This window comes from Janthinobacterium tructae (genome assembly GCF_006517255.1).
GTDB lineage: Bacteria > Pseudomonadota > Gammaproteobacteria > Burkholderiales > Burkholderiaceae_D > Janthinobacterium > Janthinobacterium tructae.
Genome location: NZ_CP041185.1, coordinates 2620698 through 2639959 on the forward strand (window position 1 = coordinate 2620698; position 19262 = coordinate 2639959).

Annotated in this window: 17 protein-coding genes; 12 read left to right on the top strand and 5 right to left on the bottom strand. The window is 62.2% G+C overall.

The annotated features are described in order from the left end of the window. Positions 1–17 precede the first annotated feature (17 nt). Genes FJQ89_RS11490 through FJQ89_RS11500 form a run of 3 tightly spaced genes read right to left on the bottom strand, consistent with a single transcriptional unit; the run spans position 18 to position 3210 of the window. Positions 18–1115 carry an ABC transporter substrate-binding protein gene (locus FJQ89_RS11490; RefSeq protein WP_099762883.1) on the bottom strand — a complete coding sequence of 366 codons (1098 nt, stop codon included), beginning with the start codon at positions 1113–1115 and terminating at the stop codon, positions 18–20. 46 nt (positions 1116–1161) lie between these two features. Continuing rightward, positions 1162–2139 (bottom strand): Bug family tripartite tricarboxylate transporter substrate binding protein, encoded by a 978-nt coding sequence (locus FJQ89_RS11495; RefSeq protein ID WP_141170271.1) that lies wholly within the window; start codon positions 2137–2139, stop codon positions 1162–1164. A 9-nt stretch (positions 2140–2148) separates the two neighbouring features. Further along, positions 2149–3210: a porin gene (locus FJQ89_RS11500; protein WP_141170272.1), complete on the bottom strand. Its 1062-nt coding sequence runs from the start codon at positions 3208–3210 to the stop codon at positions 2149–2151. 202 nt (positions 3211–3412) lie between these two features. Between FJQ89_RS11500 and FJQ89_RS11505 the strand changes: the two genes are divergently transcribed. Genes FJQ89_RS11505 through FJQ89_RS11515 form a run of 3 tightly spaced genes read left to right on the top strand, consistent with a single transcriptional unit; the run spans position 3413 to position 6024 of the window. Next, entirely contained in the window at positions 3413–4135 is a 723-nt protein-coding gene (locus FJQ89_RS11505; RefSeq protein ID WP_096238615.1) for a response regulator, read from the top strand. After that, on the top strand, positions 4132–5634 hold the full coding sequence (locus FJQ89_RS11510; RefSeq protein WP_141170273.1) for a sensor histidine kinase: 1503 nt from the start codon (positions 4132–4134) through the stop codon (positions 5632–5634). The genes FJQ89_RS11505 and FJQ89_RS11510 overlap by 4 nt, the downstream gene beginning before the upstream one ends. Positions 5635–5670: 36 nt before the next feature. Beyond that, complete coding sequence (locus FJQ89_RS11515) at positions 5671–6024, top strand: ribonuclease E inhibitor RraB (RefSeq protein ID WP_141170274.1); 354 nt, start codon at positions 5671–5673, stop codon at positions 6022–6024. A 94-nt stretch (positions 6025–6118) separates the two neighbouring features. Here the strand turns inward: FJQ89_RS11515 and FJQ89_RS11520 are convergent, their stop codons facing one another. Together FJQ89_RS11520 and FJQ89_RS11525 are read right to left on the bottom strand one after the other, a co-directional pair. Continuing rightward, a complete protein-coding gene (locus FJQ89_RS11520; protein WP_141170275.1) occupies positions 6119–7441 on the bottom strand; it encodes a homoserine dehydrogenase in 1323 nt (440 codons plus the stop codon). 73 nt (positions 7442–7514) lie between these two features. Further along, a complete protein-coding gene (locus FJQ89_RS11525; protein WP_071076139.1) occupies positions 7515–8744 on the bottom strand; it encodes a pyridoxal phosphate-dependent aminotransferase in 1230 nt (409 codons plus the stop codon). Positions 8745–9163: 419 nt separating this feature from the next. Here FJQ89_RS11525 and FJQ89_RS11530 point away from each other — a divergent pair, with 419 nt between their 5' ends. The 9 genes from FJQ89_RS11530 to FJQ89_RS11570 all read left to right on the top strand — a co-directional run bounded on the left by FJQ89_RS11530 (position 9164) and on the right by FJQ89_RS11570 (position 19183). Then, the gene (locus FJQ89_RS11530; protein ID WP_141172758.1) at positions 9164–9556 is read left to right on the top strand and encodes an Mth938-like domain-containing protein; all 393 of its coding nucleotides are present in this window, start codon (positions 9164–9166) and stop codon (positions 9554–9556) included. Further along, a complete protein-coding gene (locus tag FJQ89_RS11535) occupies positions 9553–11226 on the top strand; it encodes a glycosyltransferase family 39 protein (protein ID WP_141170276.1) in 1674 nt (557 codons plus the stop codon). Before FJQ89_RS11530 ends, FJQ89_RS11535 begins: the two co-directional genes overlap by 4 nt. Before the next feature lie 205 nt (positions 11227–11431). Further along, complete coding sequence (locus FJQ89_RS11540) at positions 11432–12568, top strand: DegT/DnrJ/EryC1/StrS family aminotransferase (RefSeq protein WP_141170277.1); 1137 nt, start codon at positions 11432–11434, stop codon at positions 12566–12568. 11 nt (positions 12569–12579) lie between these two features. Next, positions 12580–13575 carry a glycosyltransferase gene (locus FJQ89_RS11545; RefSeq protein WP_243136522.1) on the top strand — a complete coding sequence of 332 codons (996 nt, stop codon included), beginning with the start codon at positions 12580–12582 and terminating at the stop codon, positions 13573–13575. Further along, complete coding sequence (locus tag FJQ89_RS11550; RefSeq protein ID WP_141170279.1) at positions 13575–14492, top strand: formyltransferase; 918 nt, start codon at positions 13575–13577, stop codon at positions 14490–14492. Before FJQ89_RS11545 ends, FJQ89_RS11550 begins: the two co-directional genes overlap by 1 nt. Positions 14493–14513: 21 nt before the next feature. After that, complete coding sequence (locus FJQ89_RS11555) at positions 14514–15566, top strand: bifunctional UDP-4-keto-pentose/UDP-xylose synthase (protein ID WP_096237160.1); 1053 nt, start codon at positions 14514–14516, stop codon at positions 15564–15566. Further along, on the top strand, positions 15566–16525 hold the full coding sequence (locus tag FJQ89_RS11560; RefSeq protein WP_141170280.1) for a polysaccharide deacetylase family protein: 960 nt from the start codon (positions 15566–15568) through the stop codon (positions 16523–16525). The genes FJQ89_RS11555 and FJQ89_RS11560 overlap by 1 nt, the downstream gene beginning before the upstream one ends. Before the next feature lie 75 nt (positions 16526–16600). Beyond that, a complete protein-coding gene (locus FJQ89_RS11565; protein WP_168208442.1) occupies positions 16601–17071 on the top strand; it encodes a peroxiredoxin in 471 nt (156 codons plus the stop codon). A gap of 300 nt (positions 17072–17371) precedes the next feature. Then, a complete protein-coding gene (locus FJQ89_RS11570; protein WP_141170281.1) occupies positions 17372–19183 on the top strand; it encodes a PhoH family protein in 1812 nt (603 codons plus the stop codon). Positions 19184–19262: the final 79 nt, after the last annotated feature.

The following is a 19262-nucleotide window of genomic DNA, read 5'->3' on the forward strand; positions in this document are numbered from 1 at the left end:
GACGGCGTTGGCTATTCCTATTTCTTGCCGGCTGTTTCTTTCCACTGTTTCAGGAAGGCCATGCGCTTGGCCGGTCCCAGAAATTGCAGGATGATCGGGTGCACGGGAATCGGCTTGACGTTGGCCGCGCCGATTTGCTTGATCAGGTCAGCCGACGTGGTTTCGCCCGTGACGTCGGCGCGGATGGCGAACAGCTTGGCGCCGTTGGCGATGATGGTCTGGCCGCGGTGCGACAGGATGTAATCGAGCCACAGCTTGCTGGCGTTGACGTTCTTCGCGTTCTTGTTGATGAACTGCACGCGCGACAGGATCAGGGTGTAATCCTTGGGCAGCACCACGCCGATCGATGGGTCGGTCTTGGCGCGCACCAGGGCATAAGAGCCCAGTACGTTGTAACCGATCAGGTTTTCACCCGACGAGATACGCTCCATCATGGTGCCCGTCGACGACTGCACGCGCACCTTGGCGGTACCAAACGCATTTTCCAGCGCCAGGAATTGCGGATACTCCTTGGCATCCTGCGCCATGAACATGAAGCCCACGCCCGACTTTTCGATGTCGTAGGTGGTGACCTTGTCCTTGAATTTCGGCGTGGCGATCAGCTTGACGAAGTCATCGTGGTTCTTCGGCACTTCCTTGGGGTCGAGCAAACGCTTGTTGTAGACGATGGCGGCCGGCTCGAACGTGGTGCCATAAGCCTGGTCATCCCACATGGCCCAGCCTGGAATTTTCGCCGCTTCGACGGATTTGTACTTGAGCGCGTAGCCATCGGAGGCCAGGCGCATCTGCAGGTCCATCGCGGACGACCACATCACGTCGGCAGTGTTGCCGCCCGCCGCCACTTCGGAAATGAAGCGGTTGTACACTTCGGTGGAATTCATGTCGTTGTATTCGACCGAAATGCCCGGATACAGGGCGCTGAAGTCCTTGATCAGCGGCGCGGCGGCCTTGCTGTCGGTGGCGCTGTAGATCACCACCTTGCCTTCCTTCTTGGCCGCGTCGACGATCTTCTGGTAATCGGCCGGATAGCCGGGCGGCACTTGCGCAACAGCGGCGCCGGCCAGGCTGGCAAACGCGGTGGCAATGGCGGCTTGAAGCAGGGTCTTGGTTTGCATGGGGTTGTCTCCGTCTGTGAAATAGTTTTTTTAAATGGAATGCCGTTCAGCGCATCAGGCCAAGCTCATTCGCCTGCCTCGCATACTCGTCGACCGCCTTCCTGACATACGCGGTCAGCTTCGGCCCCGTCAGGGCGAACGGGTACAGGCCTGCCTGCGCGCGCCATTCGGCGAACTGCGGCGTGGCCATCGCACGCTCAAAGGTGGCCACCCAGCGCTGATAGTCCGCCTCGGGCACCTGCGGCCCCATCCACACGCCGCGGATGATGGGCCAGACCACGTCGACGCCCTGCTCGCGCGCCGTCGGCACACCGGCCAGCACGCCGGGCAGGCGTTTTTCCGACAGCACCGCCAGCACGCGCGCATGGTTGGCGCTGGCGTTCAGGGTGGCCTCCGACGTGTCGCCCGAGACCACCTGCACATAGTCGGCCTGCATCGCCGTAAACACTTCGCCGCCGCCTTCGAGGGCGACGAAGCGCAGCACTTTCGGGTCGATGCCGGCATGGCGCGCCACCAGCGCCATCTTCAGCCAGTCCTGGCTGCCGATGGTGCCGGAGACGCCGATCAGCACCTTGTCCGGATGCTGGCGCAGCGCGGCGATCAGGTCGGCCAGGCTCTTGTAGGGCGAATCGCTGCGCACGGCGATCATGCCGTAGTCGGCGCCCAGCGCCGCCACCCAGCGCACGTCGCCCGCCTTGGCATTGCCGAACTTGCCCTGCGCCAGATTGAGCAGCGAGCCGCCCGAAAAGGCCACCAGGGTGTTCGCTTCCGCGCGGCGGCGCTGCGAGCCCATCGAATGCCAGGCCACCGCGCCGATGCCGCCGGGCAGATAACTGATGCGCATTGGGCCCGCCACGCCGGCCACGCTCTCCTGCCCCAGGCCTTTTTTCGCCAGCTTGCACGTCAGGTCCATGGCGCCGCCCGGTTTGGACGGCACCACGCACTCGACCGGCGCTGGCGTAGCCACCTGTGCCCCGGCAAAAACGGGCAGCAGGCATGGCAGCAACAGAAGGGAGCGCAGCATGGTCATGGCTTAGAAGCGGTGCTGGATGCCGGCGATCAGGCCGCGCTGCGTATCGCCGAAACCGGCATCGTCACGCGACAGGCTGACCAGCTGGTTGTGCTTGGCCTTGGCGTAGGCGCCTGCCACGTACAGGTCGGTGCGCTTGGACAGCGCATAGCGCACGCGCGCCACGTACATGATCGGATCGGCATCGAGGTTGGCGGCCACGTTTTTCACGTCCTGATAGTAGATCACGCCCGTCAGGGTGATGACCGGCGTGGTCTTGTAGCTGACACCGCCCCAGTACAGGGTGCCGCGCACGTCGGCCTTGCCGGCTGCTGCCGGATCGAGCTTGTAGTCGCGCGCCGCCGCCTGCACTTTCCACGGGCCGTCGTCATACATGGCGCCCAGGTGGTACACGACGTTCTTGTCGCGCGCGCCGCCGGCGATGGCATTGCCGTTGACGCGCTCATACGTGGCCAGCAGGCTGACAGGGCCGGTCTTGTAGGTGACGGCCGTCGACAGCTTGGCGCTGTCCGAGTTACCCGTCGACTGTTCGCCGAAACCGTACGATGCCCCGTAGCTGAAGTCGCCCGTCTTGCCCGAGTACTTGACCATGTTGTCGAAGGCCGTCGTCATGCCGTATTTGCTCGGGCCGGTCGCGTTGGCCGAGGTGGCCCACGAGTAGAACGGCGCATAGGCCATCGGATCGAATGGCAGCACGAAGTCATACACGGTGGTAAACGAGCGTCCCAGCACGACGCGGCCAAAAGCGCCTTCCAGGCCCACATTGGCCTGGCGCTTGAACAGCGCGCCATCGGCCGCGCCCGTATCGACCAGAATCCCGCCTTCCAGATTGAACACGGCTTTCAGGCCACCACCGAGGTCTTCACTGCCCAGGATGCCCCAGCGCGAGGTGTTCATGCCACCCGAACTGACTTGCGTCATCGAGCTTTTGTTCGGACCGGCGTTGCTGGTATTGCTGATGCCGGCGTCCAGGCGGCCGTACAGGGTGACGTTCGACTGGGCGTGGGCACTGCCGGCAGCGGCGAGCAGCGCCATGGCGGCCAGCGAGAATGCAGTTTTTTTCATGTAAAGTGTCTCCCTTAGATATAGTTATTGGTGATATGCCTGATTCATTTCGTGAATCAGGATCACACTATATAAGCGCCATCCTTTCAATTGGCTTTCAGCATGACAGGTGTCGCCGGCCAGCCACAAGGGGCGCAAACATATTCATCGCCGCCCCTGCCGCCAGGCTTACACTGCATCATTTCAACGAATGGCGGAGACCATGCGCATATTATTAGTGGAAGACCATCTGGAGCTGTCGCACTGGCTTGCAAAGGCCCTGCGCGACGCGCACCTGACGGTGGAGACCGCCCACAACGGCGCCGATGCCGACGCCCTGCTGCACACACAGGAATACTCGCTGGTGCTGCTCGACCTGACCCTGCCGAAGATGGACGGCCTGGACGTGCTGCGCCGCCTGCGCGCGCGCGGCGGCACGCGCGGCAAGACTCCCGTCATGATACTCACGGCGCGCGGCGGCCTCGATGACAAGGTACAGGGCCTGAACCTGGGCGCCGACGACTACATGGCCAAGCCGTTCGAGCTGGCCGAACTGGAGGCGCGCGTAAAAGCCCTGCTGCGCCGCAGCCAGGGCAACGAGGCGCTGGTGCACACCTGCGGCGCGCTCAGTTTCGACACCGTCACGCGCATGTTCAGCTATGCCGGCGCCCCTTTCCCCCTGACGCCGCGCGAACACGCGGTGCTCGAGGCGCTGATCACGCGCTCTGGGCGCGCCGTATCGAAGGAAAAGCTGTTCGACGAAGTCTTCGCGCTGGCCGACGACGTCAACCTGGACGCCATCGAACTGTACATCCACAGGGTACGTAAAAAACTTGAAAACGGCGTGGAAGCCGGTTCGCCAGACGGCGCCGTCATCACCACCCTGCGCGGCATCGGCTACCTGCTGCAGCCGCGCAGCGCCATGGCGCCGGCCACGCCAAAATGAAGGCGCACGCCCCACGCCTGCCCCTGTTCGAGCGCCTGCGCCGGCGCTGGGCGCAGGGCCGGCCGTTGGGCAGCCTGCGCAGCCAGCTGCTGCGCTGGCTGCTCATCCCGCTGGTGATGCTGGTGCTGCTCGACGCTTTTTTTGTCTACCGCAATGCACTCGACGCGGCCGACATGGCCTACGACCGCTCCTTGCTGGCGTCGACGCGGGCGCTGGCCGAAAGAGTCTCCATCGTCGGCGGCAAGGTGGTGGCCGAAGTGCCTTACGTGGCGCTCGACAGCTTCGAGACCGACACCCTGGGCCGCATCTATTACAAGGTCACGGGCATCAACGGCGAACTGGTCTCGGGCTATGGCGACTTGCCGCCCGTGCCGAAAAACGTGCCCCGCTCGCAGAACTACCCGGCCCTGGTGCGCTTCTACCACGCCGACTACCACGGCAAGCCGATCCGCATCGCCGCCCTGCTGCAACCCGTGTATGACGACTCGATGCGCGGCATCGCCCTGATACAGGTGGCTGAAACGCTCGATGCGCGGCGCGGCCTGTCGAACCAGATCCTGTTCGATACCCTGAGCTGGCAGGCGGCGATGATACTGGTGATGGGCGCGCTCGTATGGTTTGCCGTACGCCTGGTGCTGCGGCCGCTGATGCGCTTGAAAACGGAAGTCGAGACGCGCACCCTGTCCGACCTGTCCGACGTCGATCCCGCGCTGGTGCACAAGGAAATGCGCCCGCTGGTGAGCGCCATGAACGGCTCCATGTCGCGCCTGCAGCAGCTGATCGCCAGCCAGCGCCGTTTCATCGCTGACGCCTCGCACCAGCTGCGCACGCCGTTGACGGTGCTGAAAACCCAGGCCGAACTGGCCATGCGCGAATGCGACCGCCAGGCCGGCACGCCGTCCGACATGGCCGCCCTGCGCGACATCGTGCGCTCGATCGCCGCCACCACCGATTCGACCGTGCTGCTGGCCAACCGCCTGCTGACCCTGGCGCGCATCGAGCATGGCAGCGACAGCCTGGCCATGCATACCGTCGCGCTGCGCGACGTGGCGCAGCAGGTAGGGCTGGAAATGGCCATGGCCGCCGTCGGCAAGAATATCGATTTATCGCTGGAAGCGCCCGACGAGGCGCCTGTGCACGGGCAGGCCTTGCTGCTGCACGAACTGCTGGCCAACCTGGTCGACAATGCCCTGCGCTACACGCCGCAGGGCGGCAGCGTGATCCTGCGCGTGCACGCTGCACAAGCGGGGCGCGGCGCGGTACTGGAAGTGGAGGACAGCGGTGCCGGCATCGCGCCCGCAGAACGCGAACGCGTACTGACGCCGTTCTACCGGGTCGGCGCGGCACTCGAGAGCAACCCTGGCGGCGCGGGGCTGGGCCTGGCCATCGTGCGCGACATCGCTGCCCTGCATGGGGCACGGCTGGAACTGGCCACGGCGGCGAATGGGCATGGATTGAAGGTCGGCGTGTATTTCGCGCCCGGCGCCAGTCGATGCTAAGATCGCGCCCTGAGATTTTAATGAAGGCCCACTGCCATGATGACCAAAGAAGACGTAACCGAACTGTTTGCCAATATCGCCGAAAACGCGCCGTGGGACCTGTCCCAGCCGCTGCTGTGGGGCTATTACTTCACCAACCCCACTTCCGAGCCGCTGGAGCAGGCCGCCACCTTGCTGGCACTGCAGGGCTACCGCCCCGTGGAACTGTACCAGCCCGAACTGGACGACCCGGCCGCCGCGCCCGTGTGGGTGCTGCACGTGGAAAAGGCCGAAGTGCATGGCGTCGACAGCCTGCACGCGCGCAATGGCGAACTGATGGCGTTTGCCCAGGAAAACCAGCTGGCCAGCTATGACGGCATGGACGTGGGTCCCGTCGGTACCGCAGCGTAGGTCGGATTAGGCGCAAAGCGCCGTCATCCGACACCACATCACAAATGCAAAACGGCGCCCGCGGGCGCCGTTTTGCGTGGATCGCTGAAAACGTTCAGCTGAGGTTTTCCAGGCGGATCTTGGTGACCGTGCCCACCACGCTATTGAGCGCTTCCATCTTTTCGATGGCGGCCGTGACGTTCTTTTCCTGCGTCTGGTGCGTCAGCATGATGATGTCCGTATGCGTCTCGCCCTCGGCCGGCTCTTTTTGCAGCATGGCGTCGATCGAGATGCTCCGTTCGGCCAGGATGCGCGTCAGGTCGGCCAGCACGCCCGGCTGGTCGGCCACGTGCATGCGCAGGTAGTAGCTGGTGGTGATTTCCGACATCGGCAAGATCGCGATGTTGGTCATCGCGTTCGGCTGGAACGCCAGGTGCGGCACGCGGTGTTCCGGATCCGCCGTGGCCAGGCGCGTGATGTCGACCAGGTCGGCGATCACCGACGAGGCGGTCGGCTCGGCGCCCGCGCCGCGGCCCGAGTACAGGCTGGCGCCGACGGCGTCGCCGTGCACCAGCACCGCGTTCATGGCGCCTTCCACGTTGGCGATCAGGCGCTTGGCCGGGATCAGGGTCGGATGCACGCGCAGCTCGATGCCTTCCACGCCATTGACGGTGGCGCGCTTGGTGATGCCGAGCAGCTTGATACGGTAGCCGAGTTGCTCGGCGTAGCGGATGTCGACGGCGTTAAGGTTGCTGATGCCTTCCACGTAGGCCTTGTCGAACTGCACCGGGATGCCGAAGGCGATGGCCGACATGATGGTGGCCTTGTGCGCGGCATCGACGCCTTCGATGTCGAAGGTGGGGTCGGCTTCCGCGTAACCGAGTTCCTGCGCCTGTTTCAGCACCGTGGCGAAATCGAGGCCCTTGTCGCGCATTTCGGACAGGATGAAATTGGTGGTGCCATTGATGATGCCGGCGATCCATTCGATGCGGTTGGCCGTCAAGCCTTCGCGCAGCGCCTTGATGATGGGGATGCCGCCGGCGACGGCCGCTTCGAAGGCCACCATCACGCCCTTGTCCTGGGCGGCGGCAAAGATTTCGTTGCCATGCACGGCCAGCAAGGCCTTGTTGGCCGTCACCACGTGCTTGCCGTTGGCAATGGCCTGCAGCACCAGGGTTTTCGACAGGTCGTAGCCGCCGATCAGTTCGACGACGATGTCGATCTCGGGATCGTTGACGATGAGCATCGGGTCATTGACGACCTTGCAGGCGCCGGCGACCAGCGCTTCGGCGCGCGCCACGTCGCGCACGGCGACGGCGACGACTTCAATGCCGCGGCCCGCGCGGCGCTTGATTTCTTCCTGGTTGCGTTTCAGGACGCTGAACGTGCCGTAACCGACATTGCCCAGGCCCAGCAGGCCGATCTTGATGGATTTCATAGTTGTGCTTGACTGCTCATAAGTGGCGCCCCCTTGGGCGGCGCCAGGTTGATCGAGATTGCTGCTGGCTGATTCAGCCCCGGCCGTGACGCTTGCGGTAACCTTCGAGGAAGCGCGCGATGCGCCCCATGGCCTCGGTCAGGTCATCGGAATTGGGCAGGAAGACGACGCGGAAATGGTCGGGCGCGATCCAGTTGAAGCCCGTTCCCTGCACGATCAGGACCTTCGCTTCGGCCAGTAATTCATAGGCAAACTGCTGGTCGTCGGCGATCGGGTAGATCTCCGGGTCCAGGCGCGGGAACATGTACAGCGCGGCCTTCGGCTTGACACAGGTGACGCCCGGGATATCGGTCAGCAGCTTGTGCGCCAGGTCGCGCTGTTTCAACAGGCGCCCGCCGGGCCCCACCAGGTCTTGTATGCTCTGGTAGCCGCCAAGTGCCGTCTGGATGGCAAACTGCCCCGGCGCATTGGCGCATAGCCGCATCGAGGCCAGCATGTTGAGGCCCTCGATGTAATCTTTTGCGTGGCGCTTTTCGCCCGAGACCACCATCCAGCCGGAACGGTAGCCGCAGGAGCGGTAATTCTTCGACAAACCGTTCATGGTGATGAACAGCACGTCGTCGGCCAGCGAGGCGATCGACACGTGCTCGGCTTCGTCGTACAGCACCTTGTCGTAGATCTCGTCGGCGAAAATGATCAATTGGTGCTGGCGCGCCAGGTCGACGATCTGCTGCAGCACGGAAACCGGGTACAGCGCGCCGGTGGGATTGTTCGGGTTGATGACGACGATGGCTTTCGTTTGCGGCGTGATCTTGCGCCGCATGTCCTCGATGTCGGGATACCACTCGTTCTGCTCGTCGCACACATAATGCACGGGATTGCCGCCCGACAGGCTGACGGCGGCCGTCCACAGCGGGTAGTCGGGCGCCGGCACCAGCACTTCGTCACCGCTGTTGAGCAGGGCGTTCATCGACATGACGATCAGTTCCGAGGCGCCGTTGCCCAGGTAAATGTCATCGATGGTCACGCCGGCGATATTCTTGCCCTGCGTGTAATGCATGACGGCCTTGCGTGGCGCGAACATGCCTTTCGAATCCGTATAGCCGGCCGCGTTCTGCAGATTGAGCATCATGTCGCGCACGATTTCATCGGGCGGATCGAAGCCGAATACGGCCAGATTGCCGATATTGAGCTTGGTGATCTTGTGGCCCTCTTCTTCCATTTGCCTGGATTTTTCCAGGACCGGGCCGCGGATGTCGTAGCAGACGTCCGCCAATTTATTCGATTTCTGAATCGGTCGCAAAATAAATCCCTGTCGTGATGCGGCGCGGCCGGCCTACGCTTGCAGCATGAAAGCCGCGCCAGAACTGTGAACCCGTGAGACTGCAATGCGAAAACAACCATTCTCGCCGAAAGCAGGCCATTTTATCAAATTAAACATGGCAAATTGCAGCATTTCTCGCCGTTTATGCCACGCTGTCCGGCACGCGCGTGCTTTTCCCAGCGGACGCTCTTCATCTTCTCTTAATCTTCGCCTACTACTATGGCAAGCACCGCATGCCACTGTTGCGCCAAAAAATTGTCCATAGATTGCAAATTGGAAAGGATGTTGCTTTTCAGTCGCTCTTTTCTGTCATTTATGGCATGCTTACGCCCTTGGCCGCAGCGCGCATCCGCACAGCGCGCGCACCGATCAACCGACACGAACAGCCCGACATCGCCATGAAACTGCATGCCAGCAGCACCCAACAATACCAAACCGTCACAGGCTACGATGAAAATGGCGTGGAGATCAATGCCCAGCCGTACAACTACAGCCTGATCGTCATGCCGGAAACGCCGCCACGCGCGTGGGAGGTGGACAGTTTCGAACAGCTGAGCGAGGCGCATTTCGCGCAAATCCTGGCCGACGCGCCCGACGTGGTCATCCTCGGCACGGGCGAGCGCCAGCGTTTCGTGCATCCGAAGCTGACGGCCGCGCTGACCATGCGCCGCATCGGCGTCGAGTGCATGGATAGCCAGGCCGCCTGCCGCACCTACAACATCCTGATGGGCGAAGGCCGCAAAGTCACCCTGGCCCTGATCCTGGCTCCCGGCGCAGGCAGCGCCGCATGAAAATCAATGTCAACGAACTGCACAGCTCGCGGCTGCTGATGTGGTCCCTGCTGGGCATCTTCATCGTCGTCACCCTGTATGCGCTGGGCGTGCGTACCCTGGTACCGCCCGACGAGGGCCGCTACGCCGAGATGGCGCGCGAAATGTTCGTCACGGGCGACTGGATCACCACGCGCCTGAACGGCATCAAGTATTTTGAAAAGCCGCCGCTGCAAACGTGGATGAATGCACTCAGCTTCGCCGCCTTCGGCCTGGGCGAATGGCAGGCGCGCCTGTGGACGGGCCTGTGCGGCATCATCGGCGTGTGCATGACGGCCTATGCCGGCAAGAAAGTCTTTGGCCCGCGCGTGGGCTTGTATGCCGGCCTGGTGCTGGCGTCGAGCCTGTTCTGGCTCGCTTCCGGCCAGATCAATTCGCTGGACATGGGCCTGTCGGGCATGATGACCATCGTGCTGATGAGCCTCTTGATCGCCCAGCGCGACGAAGCCGCCCCCGCCGAGCGGCGCAACTGGATGCTGCTGTGCTGGGCAGGCATGGCGCTGGCCGTGCTGGCCAAGGGGCTGATCGGCGTCGTGCTGCCGGGCGCCGTGCTGGTGCTGTATTCGCTGTGCGCGCGCGACTGGCGCATCTGGACCCGCTTGCATCTGGTCAAGGGCTTGCTGGTGTTTTTCGCCATCGCCACGCCATGGTTCGTGCTGGTGGCCCTGCGCAATCCGGAGCAACCGCATTTCTTCTTCATCCACGAGCACTTCCAGCGTTTCCTGATGAAGGGGCACAAGCGCGAAGGCGCCTGGTACTACTTCCTGGTCCTGCTCATTCCCGGCATCCTGCCATGGATAGGCGTGCTGCCGCAAAGCCTGGCTGCCGCCTTCAAGCGCCAGGAAGGCACCTTCCAGCCCCGTTTGATGGTGCTGATCTGGGCCCTGTTCATCACTTTCTTCTTCAGCTACTCGACCTCGAAGCTGCCCGGCTACATCGTGCCCATCTTCCCCGCGCTGGCGCTGCTGATTGCGCTATTCCTGGAGTCGGCCTCGCGCCGCCAGCGCCTGTTTGCCGCCGGCCTGCTGTGCGTGCTGGGCGCGGCCATCCTGATCGGCGGACCGATCGCCTTCGGCAAGGCCAGCGCACGCGATCCGGCAGAGCTGACGGCGCTGAAAGGCTACCAGCCGTGGCTGATGGCGGCCGGCTTCTTCGCCCTGGCAGGCGGCGCCCTGGCCTTGCTGCATGCGCGCCAGCTGCGCCGCGACATGACCGTGCTGACCATCGCCGGCGCCGGCTTCCTGGCCACGCACTGCATCCTGGCCGGCTCCGAACTGTATGGCCAGAACCGCGCGGGCACCGACATGCTGCCGCAGATCCAGGCCGAACTGACGGCCGATACCAAGCTCTATTCGGTCGGCATCTATGAACAGTCGCTGACGTATTATCTGCAGCGGCCCGTGATCCTCGTCGATTACTGGGATGAGTTCACGTTTGGCCTGAAACAGCAGCCTGAACTGTCCATTCCGAGCATCGAGCCTTTCATCACGCAGTGGACGAACGATGCCAACGCCGGCGTGCACGACATGGCCATTATCAGCCTGAACCGTTACAAGGAATTGCAACAACGTGGCGTACCCATGCGTGTGATTGCCGAAGACGCGCGCCGCATGGTGGTTGCCAATAAATAAATATTTAAAGGGGCGCGAGGCAGCACGGATCGCGCCCCCGGCCAGCTTGCCCCGCCCCCGCATCAGCAGGATTTTTCACCGCTGAACCGGCTGCGCCGCCATACTGACAAGATAAAATAGCCATGCCTGCCGGCGGCCTTTGACCGCATTGGCAGCCTCGGCGACGCCGATACCCTGACAGAATACAGACCCAAGAACCGCGCCCATGACCTCTACCCTGCCCTTTTTGCCTTTTTCCAAACCCACCATCGATGAAGCGACCATCGCCGCCGTCGGCGAGGTGCTGCGCTCGGGCTGGATCACCAGCGGCCCGAAAGTGCAGGCCTTCGAAGCCCAGTTGTCCGAATATTTCGGCGGACGCCCCGTGCGCACCTTCAATTCAGGCACCTGCACCATGGAAATCGCGCTGCGCATCGCCGGCATCGGCCCCGGCGACGAAGTCATCACGACGCCCGTGTCGTGGGTAGCGACGGCCAACGTCATCATCGAAGTGGGCGCCACGCCCGTGTTTGCCGATATCGACCCCGTCACGCGCAATATCGACCTCGACAAGCTCGAAGCGGCCATCACGCCACGCACCCGCGCCATCATCCCCGTCTACCTGTCGGGCCTGCCCGTCGACATGGACCGCCTGTACGCGATTGCTGAAAAGTACAATTTGCGCGTCGTGGAAGATGCGGCGCAAGCGTTCGGCTCCACCTGGAAGGGCAAGCGCATCGGCGCGTTTGGCGACTTCGTCTCGTTCAGCTTCCAGGCCAACAAGAACATCACCACAGGTGAAGGCGGCTGCCTCGTCCTGAACAACCTGGAAGAAGCCAGGCTGGCCGAGAAATACCGGCTGCAGGGCGTCACGCGCAGCGGCGTCGACGGCATCGATGTCGATGTGCTGGGCGGCAAATACAACATGAGCGACATCATGGCCGCCATCGGCCTGGGCCAGTTCGCCAATATCGACTCCATCACGGCCCACCGCCGCGCGCTGGCGCGCCACTATTTCGAGCAATTCGGCAGCGACTTCGAAGCGCAGAGCGGCGCCCAGCTGCCCGTACAGGATTTTGAAAACAGCAACTGGCATTTGTTCCAGATCATCCTGCCCGACAACGGCCCCGGCACGCGCGCCGCGTTCATGCAGCAAATGGCGCAGCAAAACGTGGGAACGGGCTATCATTACGCACCGATCCACTTGTTTACCATGTACCGCGAACGCGGCTTTACCGAGGGCATGTTCCCCGTCTCGGAAAAGATCGGCCGCCTGACCGTGACCTTGCCGATGTTTTACGCCATGACGACACAGGACGTGGAACGCGCCGTCGCCACCGTCAAATCCATTCTCATCAAGTGAGCAGCGCGCCGATGAAACCTGAACTGTCCATTATCATTCCGATCTACAACGAGCAGGATGGCCTGGCCAGCCTGTTCGCCCGCCTGTATCCGGCCCTCGATGCCCTGCAGACGAGCTACGAGATCATCTTCATCAACGACGGCAGCCGCGACAACTCGGTGGCCATCCTGGCGGAACAATTCCGCCAGCGCCCCGACGTCACACGCGTCGTCTTGTTCAACGGCAATTATGGCCAGCACATGGCCATCCTGGCCGGTTTTGAAGCCTCGCGCGGGCAAATCATGATCACGCTCGACGCCGACCTGCAGAACCCGCCAGAGGAAATCGGCAACCTGGTGGCAAAGATGCGCGAAGGCTACGATTACGTGGGCTCGATCAGGCGCAAGCGGCAAGATTCCGCCTGGCGCACCCTGGCGTCGAAAATGATGAACCGCCTGCGTGAAAAGATCACGAATATCAAAATCACCGACCAGGGCAACATGCTGCGCGCGTATGGCCGCAATGTGATCGACCTGGTCAACCAGTGCGCCGAAGTCAACACCTTCGTGCCCGCCCTGGCCTACACGTTTGCCCGCAAGCCCACGGAAATTACCGTCGAGCACGAGGAACGCTCGGCCGGCGAGTCGAAATACTCGCTGTACAGCCTGATCCGCCTCAACTTCGATCTGGTCACGGGCTTTTCGCTGATTCCCCTGCAAATCTTTTCCATGCTCGGCATGCTGCTGTCATTCAGTTCGGCCGTGCTGGTGATCTATTTGCTGGCGCGCCGCTTCCTGTTCGGCGCCGAGGCGCAGGGTGTGTTCACCCTGTTCGCCATCGCCTTCTTTCTGATGGGCGTGATCCTGTTCGGCATCGGCCTGGTGGGCGAATACGTGGGACGCATCTTCCAGCAGGTACGCGCCCGTCCACGCTACGTGGTGCAGACCATCTTGCAGGATGGCATGGTCCAGGCGGAAGCCGAGGCGACATCGTATGTGCGCCTGGAAAAGCGCCAGGTGGGCCGCTGATGGGCGCCCCACGCGCCGTCGTCTTCGGCTACCACAATGTGGGCGTGCGCTGCATCAAGGTGCTGCTCGCTGGCGGCGTCGATATCGCCCTCGTCGTCACGCACGAAGACAGCCCCACGGAAAACCTGTGGTTCGAATCCGTCGCCAGCCTGTGCCAGGCCGAAGGCATCCCGTACATCACACCTCTGGACGCGCGCGCGCCCGAGCTGCTGGCGCAGGTGCAGGCAGCACAGCCGGACATGCTGTTCAGCTTTTACTACCGTCACATGCTGCCGGCCAGCATTCTGGAGGTGGCACCCGCCTACAATATGCATGGCTCGCTGCTGCCGCAGTTCCGCGGCCGCGCGCCCGTCAACTGGGCCGTGCTGCATGGCGCCACGCAGACAGGCGCTACCCTGCATGAAATGACGGTCAAGCCCGACGCCGGCGCCATCGTCGCGCAAACAGCCGTGCCCATCCTGCCCGACGACACGGCCTTCGAAGTGTTCGGCAAGGTCACCGTGGCGGCGGAACAAACGCTGTGGGGTGTGCTGCCGGCCTTGCTGGACGGGACGGCGCCGCGCCAGTTGAACGATTTGCGCCAGGGCGGCTATTTTGGCGGGCGCAAGCCGGAAGACGGCCGCATCGACTGGAAGTTACCTGCGCAACAGGTATACAACCTGCACCGGGCCGTCGCCCCGCCCTATCCCGGCGCGTTCACCGAAGTCAATGATGTCATTTACATCATCGAAACCGCCCGTTTGAGCAAGCGTTCCGCAGGAAGTTTGCCAGCGGGCTTGGCGGTAGTGGATAATTGCATCTTTGGCGTCTGCGGAGACGGCCGCATGCTGGCCATTTCCGCGCTGAGGGCTGCCGGGGAGCCGATTTCGGCTCAGCAATTGCAAGCAAGTCTGACCGCCCGCGTCAGCACACACTGATATCACTCAAGAGAATCTCACATGAAAAAAGTCCTCATCTTAGGCGTCAACGGCTTCATCGGCCACCACCTGTCCAAGCGCATCCTGGAAACCACCGACTGGCATGTCTATGGCATGGACATGAACACGGACCGCATCACGGAATTGCTGGAAAATGACAACTACAAGTCGCGCATGCACTTCTTCGAAGGCGACATCACGATCAACAAGGAATGGGTCGAGTACCACGTCAAGAAATGCGACGTGATCCTGCCGCTGGTGGCCATCGCCACGCCGTCGACCTACGTCAAGCAGCCGCTGCGCGTGTTCGAACTGGACTTCGAAGCCAACCTGCCTATCGTCCGTTCGGCCGCCAAGTACGGCAAGCACCTGGTGTTCCCGTCGACCTCGGAAGTGTATGGCATGTGCCACGACGAGGAATTCGATCCGGAAAACTCGGAACTGATCTGCGGCCCGATCAACAAGCCGCGCTGGATCTATTCGAACGCCAAGCAATTGATGGACCGCGTGATCTGGGGCTACGGCATGGAAGGCTTGAACTTCACCCTGTTCCGTCCATTCAACTGGATCGGCGCCGGCCTGGACTCGATCCACACGCCAAAAGAAGGTTCTTCGCGGGTGGTGACGCAATTCTTCGGCCACATCGTGCGCGGCGAGAACATCTCGCTGGTCGACGGCGGCGCGCAAAAACGCGCGTTCACCTACATCGATGACGGCATCGATGCGCTGATGCGTATCATCGCCAACAAGAATGGCATCGCCAGCGGCAAGATCTACAACATTGGCAATCCAGTCAACAATTACTCGATCCGCGACCTGGCCGGCATGATGCTGACCCTGGCTGCCGAGTATCCTGAATATGCCGAAGGCGCGAAACACGTGAAAATCGTGGAAACGACGTCGGGCGCCTACTACGGTGCCGGCTACCAGGACGTGCAAAACCGCGTGCCGAAAATCACGAATACCTGCGAAGAACTGGGCTGGGCGCCAAGCACCACCATGGCCGATTCCCTGCGCAATATCTTCGACGCCTACCGCAGCCAGGTAGCCCAAGCCAAAGCCCTGATGGATTAATGTTGAGCAAGCCGTTCCTGACCCTGAAAATCGACGTCGATACCTATCGCGGCACCCGTGAAGGCATGGGCAATCTGGTGCGCATGCTGGCCGCGCACCAGGCCAAAGCCACCTTTCTGTTCTCGCTGGGCCCCGACCACACGGGCTGGGCCCTGCGGCGCGCCTTGAAGCCCGGCTTTTTCAGCAAGGTGTCGCGCACCTCGGTGGTCGAGCACTACGGCTTGAAAACATTGATGTACGGCACCTTGCTGCCGGGCCCCGATATCGGCAAGCAATGCGCGGCGCAATTGCGCGCCGTGCGCGATGCCGGTTTCGAGTGCGGCATCCACACCTGGGATCACACCCTGTGGCAAGACAACGTGGCCAAGCGCAACGCCGCCTGGACCATCAACATGATGCGCAAGGCCGCCAACCGCTACGAGCAGGTGTTTGGCACCAAGCCGCACACGCACGGCGCGGCCGGCTGGCAAATGAATGTCAGCGCCTTTGTCGAACACGACACGGCCGGCTACCGCTTTGCCTCCGATGGCCGCGCCATGCTCGACGCGCGCGGCGCCATGGTGCATCCGAGCAATGGCCCGCACCGCGTGCGCAACGGCAACACCATCCTGCAATGCGTACAACTGCCCACCACCCTGCCCACCCTGGACGAACTGCTGGGCTGCGAAATCGACGGCAAGCTGATCACGACCGGCAATGTTGCTGCGCATATATTGTCGCTGACGGCGGACAATCCGCGCGACCACGTGTATACCTTGCATGCGGAACTTGAAGGACAGAAACTCGCCCCCATTTTCGAAAAACTGCTGGCTGGCTGGACAGCCCAGGGCTACCAATTTGCAGCGATGGGCGATTATTATGAAAAGATAAAAGAGTCGGACTTGCCCGTTTGCCCCATCACCTGGGATGAGTTGCCCGGACGTTCGGGACGCCTGATTGTGCAGGGCAAAGCGGCCTGAATGCTGTATTGTTGCACCTGGATGCGTTGCCAGATTAAAAAACAGCGCTGATGATCACCGTTCAGGAGAGAACCTGTGGCTGATAGCCAATCCCTCGTTAGCATACCCGACTTTAGTGCCGCCATGACCAGCGGCAAGACCTTTCAGTTGCTGGGCCGTCCGGCCAAGGCCACGGTACTGTTTTTCTATCCGAAGGACAACACCCCCGGCTGCACCACTGAAAACATCGCCTTCCGTGACGCGTATGCGCAATTTGTCGCCGCCGGCGTGGAAATCTACGGCATCAGCCGCGATTCCCTGCGCTCGCACGAAAGCTTCAAAGCCAAGCTGGAACTGCCATTCGAGCTCATTTCCGACCCGGACGAAGCCGTTTGCCTGCTGTTTAACGTCATGAAGATGAAACAGATGTATGGCAAGACGGTCCGTGGCGTCGAACGCAGCACGTTTGTGATTGACGCCCAGGGCCGATTGGTGAAAGAATGGAGAGGCGTGAAGGTCGCAACTCACGTGGAAGAAGTGCTGGAATTCGTGGCGCGTCTGAATTGATCATCTGTTCTGATCGCATGCGCGTTGTCAGCCTCCAGCCAGATTGGTTCGACATTAGCTCAACCGCAGTTCAGTTCACGGTACCTATCGCCATTTTGAGTCAACGAAGCGCCTCCACCCACTCCGCCAGGCGGGCCTGCAGCCCGCCGATGGCGTCCATGACCAGCCATGTTGCCGGCCTTCCGGCAGTCCCTCGTCCTGTAGCATTGTTGTTCCCCCGCATCCACCCCATGAGAAGTGCCGCCAGAAGCTGGCTGCCCATGGGCGATTCATTCCAGAAATTTTTTGATTGAGATCCTGATGCCACTGCCAAAATTACCGAGCAAGCCAGCCACCATCCTGTCCACCCAAGATTACCCGACCGCAGGCGCAGCGCGCCCGGCCACCAAAACCCCGGCAGCCAAGAAAGTGGCTGCACCGATCATTGAAGCGGCGATCGCCGAAGTTGCCAAGCCGGTCCGCAATGCGGCCACGAAGATCAAGCAAGTGGCGGCCCTGATGGTTGCCAAGCCGGCGCCTGCACCTGCGCCGGTTGCGGCCGCGCCTGTCGCCGTTGCCGCGCCTGCGGCGAAAGCCAGGCCGGCGGCAAAAGGCAAGGTCACGCCGATCAAGCCCGTCCAGCAAGCCGAGCAGCCACATCCGGCCAAGCACAAGGCGGTCGAAGTGCAGCTCAAGTCGTCCGCCAGCCGCGCCGCCGACCAGCGCGGCATCAGCAAGCTGTTCGTGCTCGACACGAACGTACTGATGCACGATCCATCGTCGCTGTTCCGCTTCGAGGAACACGATGTGTACCTGCCCATGATGACCCTGGAAGAGCTGGACAACCACAAAAAGGGCATGACGGAAGTGGCGCGCAACGCACGCCAGGTCTCGCGCACGCTCGACGCCCTGATCAGCAACACGGATGACGATGCCATCGAACACGGCATCTTGCTGTCCAAGCTGGGCAACAAGGATGCCAAGGGCCGTCTGTTCTTCCAGACGCGCCTGCAAAGCGCCGACCTGCCAGCTGGCTTGCCAGTGGGCAAGGCCGACAACCAGATCCTCGCCGTCGTGCGCTCGCTGGAATCGGAACAGGAAGGCCGCCCCGTGGTGCTGGTGTCGAAGGACATCAACATGCGCATCAAGGCGCGCGCACTGGGCTTGCCGGCCGAAGATTACTTCAACGACCATGTGCTGGAAGACACGGACTTGCTGTACTCGGGCATCGTGCAATTGCCGGACGACTTCTGGAACAAGCACGGCAAGGACATGGAATCGTGGCAGGAAAGCAAGAACGGCTACAGCTCCACCTTCTATCGCGTGACGGGCCCGTTCATCCCATCGCTGCTGGTCAACCAGTTCATCTACCTGGAACCGAAAAACGGTGAAACGCCGTTCTACGGCCAGGTGAAACAGATCAACGGCAAGACGGCCGTGCTGCAAACCCTGCGCGACTTCAGCCACACGAAGAACAATGTGTGGGGCGTGACGGCGCGCAACCGCGAGCAGAATTTTGCGCTGAACCTGCTGATGAATCCGGAATGCGACTTCGTCACCCTGCTGGGCCAGGCCGGTACCGGCAAGACCCTGCTGGCCCTGGCCGCCGGCCTGGCGCAAGTGCTGGAAACCAAGCTCTACAATGAAATCATCGTCACCCGCGTGACGGTGCCGGTGGGCGAAGACATCGGTTTCCTGCCAGGCACGGAAGAAGAAAAGATGTCGCCATGGATGGGCGCCTTCGACGACAACCTGGAAGTGCTGAACAAGTCCGACTCCGATGGCGGCGAATGGGGCCGTGCTGCAACGCAAGACCTGATCCGCTCGCGCATCAAGATCAAGTCGCTCAACTTCATGCGCGGCCGCACGTTCGTGAACAAGTTCCTCATCATCGATGAAGCACAGAACTTGACGCCGAAACAGGTCAAGACCCTGGTCACGCGCGCCGGTCCCGGCACGAAGATCCTGTGCCTGGGCAACATCGCCCAGATCGACACGCCGTACCTGACAGAAGGCTCGAGCGGCCTGACCTACGTGGTCGACCGCTTCAAGGGCTGGACCCACAGCGGCCACGTCACCCTGGCCCGCGGCGAGCGTTCGCGCCTGGCCGACCACGCCAGCGAAGTGCTGTAAGTTATAGCGGGCGGCGCAAGCTGCTCCAGTCATTCGAAGCCCCGGCTGCAGCGATGCAGGCGGGGCTTTTTCGTGTGCG

Bases quoted from the DNA above. Each gene is read 5' to 3' on its own strand.
- FJQ89_RS11490 (WP_099762883.1), bottom strand. From the start codon at position 1,115: ATGCAAACCAAGACCCTGCTTCAAGCCGCCATTGCCACCGCGTTTGCC.
- FJQ89_RS11555 (WP_096237160.1), top strand. From the start codon at position 14,514: ATGAAAAAAGTCCTCATCTTAGGCGTCAACGGCTTCATCGGCCACCAC.
- FJQ89_RS11505 (WP_096238615.1), top strand. From the start codon at position 3,413: ATGCGCATATTATTAGTGGAAGACCATCTGGAGCTGTCGCACTGGCTT.
- FJQ89_RS11495 (WP_141170271.1), bottom strand. From the start codon at position 2,139: ATGCTGCGCTCCCTTCTGTTGCTGCCATGCCTGCTGCCCGTTTTTGCC.
- FJQ89_RS11560 (WP_141170280.1), top strand. From the start codon at position 15,566: ATGTTGAGCAAGCCGTTCCTGACCCTGAAAATCGACGTCGATACCTAT.
- FJQ89_RS11570 (WP_141170281.1), top strand. From the start codon at position 17,372: ATGCCACTGCCAAAATTACCGAGCAAGCCAGCCACCATCCTGTCCACC.
- FJQ89_RS11540 (WP_141170277.1), top strand. From the start codon at position 11,432: ATGACCTCTACCCTGCCCTTTTTGCCTTTTTCCAAACCCACCATCGAT.
- FJQ89_RS11550 (WP_141170279.1), top strand. From the start codon at position 13,575: ATGGGCGCCCCACGCGCCGTCGTCTTCGGCTACCACAATGTGGGCGTG.
- FJQ89_RS11545 (WP_243136522.1), top strand. From the start codon at position 12,580: ATGAAACCTGAACTGTCCATTATCATTCCGATCTACAACGAGCAGGAT.
- FJQ89_RS11500 (WP_141170272.1), bottom strand. From the start codon at position 3,210: ATGAAAAAAACTGCATTCTCGCTGGCCGCCATGGCGCTGCTCGCCGCT.
- FJQ89_RS11535 (WP_141170276.1), top strand. From the start codon at position 9,553: ATGAAAATCAATGTCAACGAACTGCACAGCTCGCGGCTGCTGATGTGG.
- FJQ89_RS11515 (WP_141170274.1), top strand. From the start codon at position 5,671: ATGATGACCAAAGAAGACGTAACCGAACTGTTTGCCAATATCGCCGAA.
- FJQ89_RS11530 (WP_141172758.1), top strand. From the start codon at position 9,164: ATGAAACTGCATGCCAGCAGCACCCAACAATACCAAACCGTCACAGGC.
- FJQ89_RS11520 (WP_141170275.1), bottom strand. From the start codon at position 7,441: ATGAAATCCATCAAGATCGGCCTGCTGGGCCTGGGCAATGTCGGTTAC.
- FJQ89_RS11510 (WP_141170273.1), top strand. From the start codon at position 4,132: ATGAAGGCGCACGCCCCACGCCTGCCCCTGTTCGAGCGCCTGCGCCGG.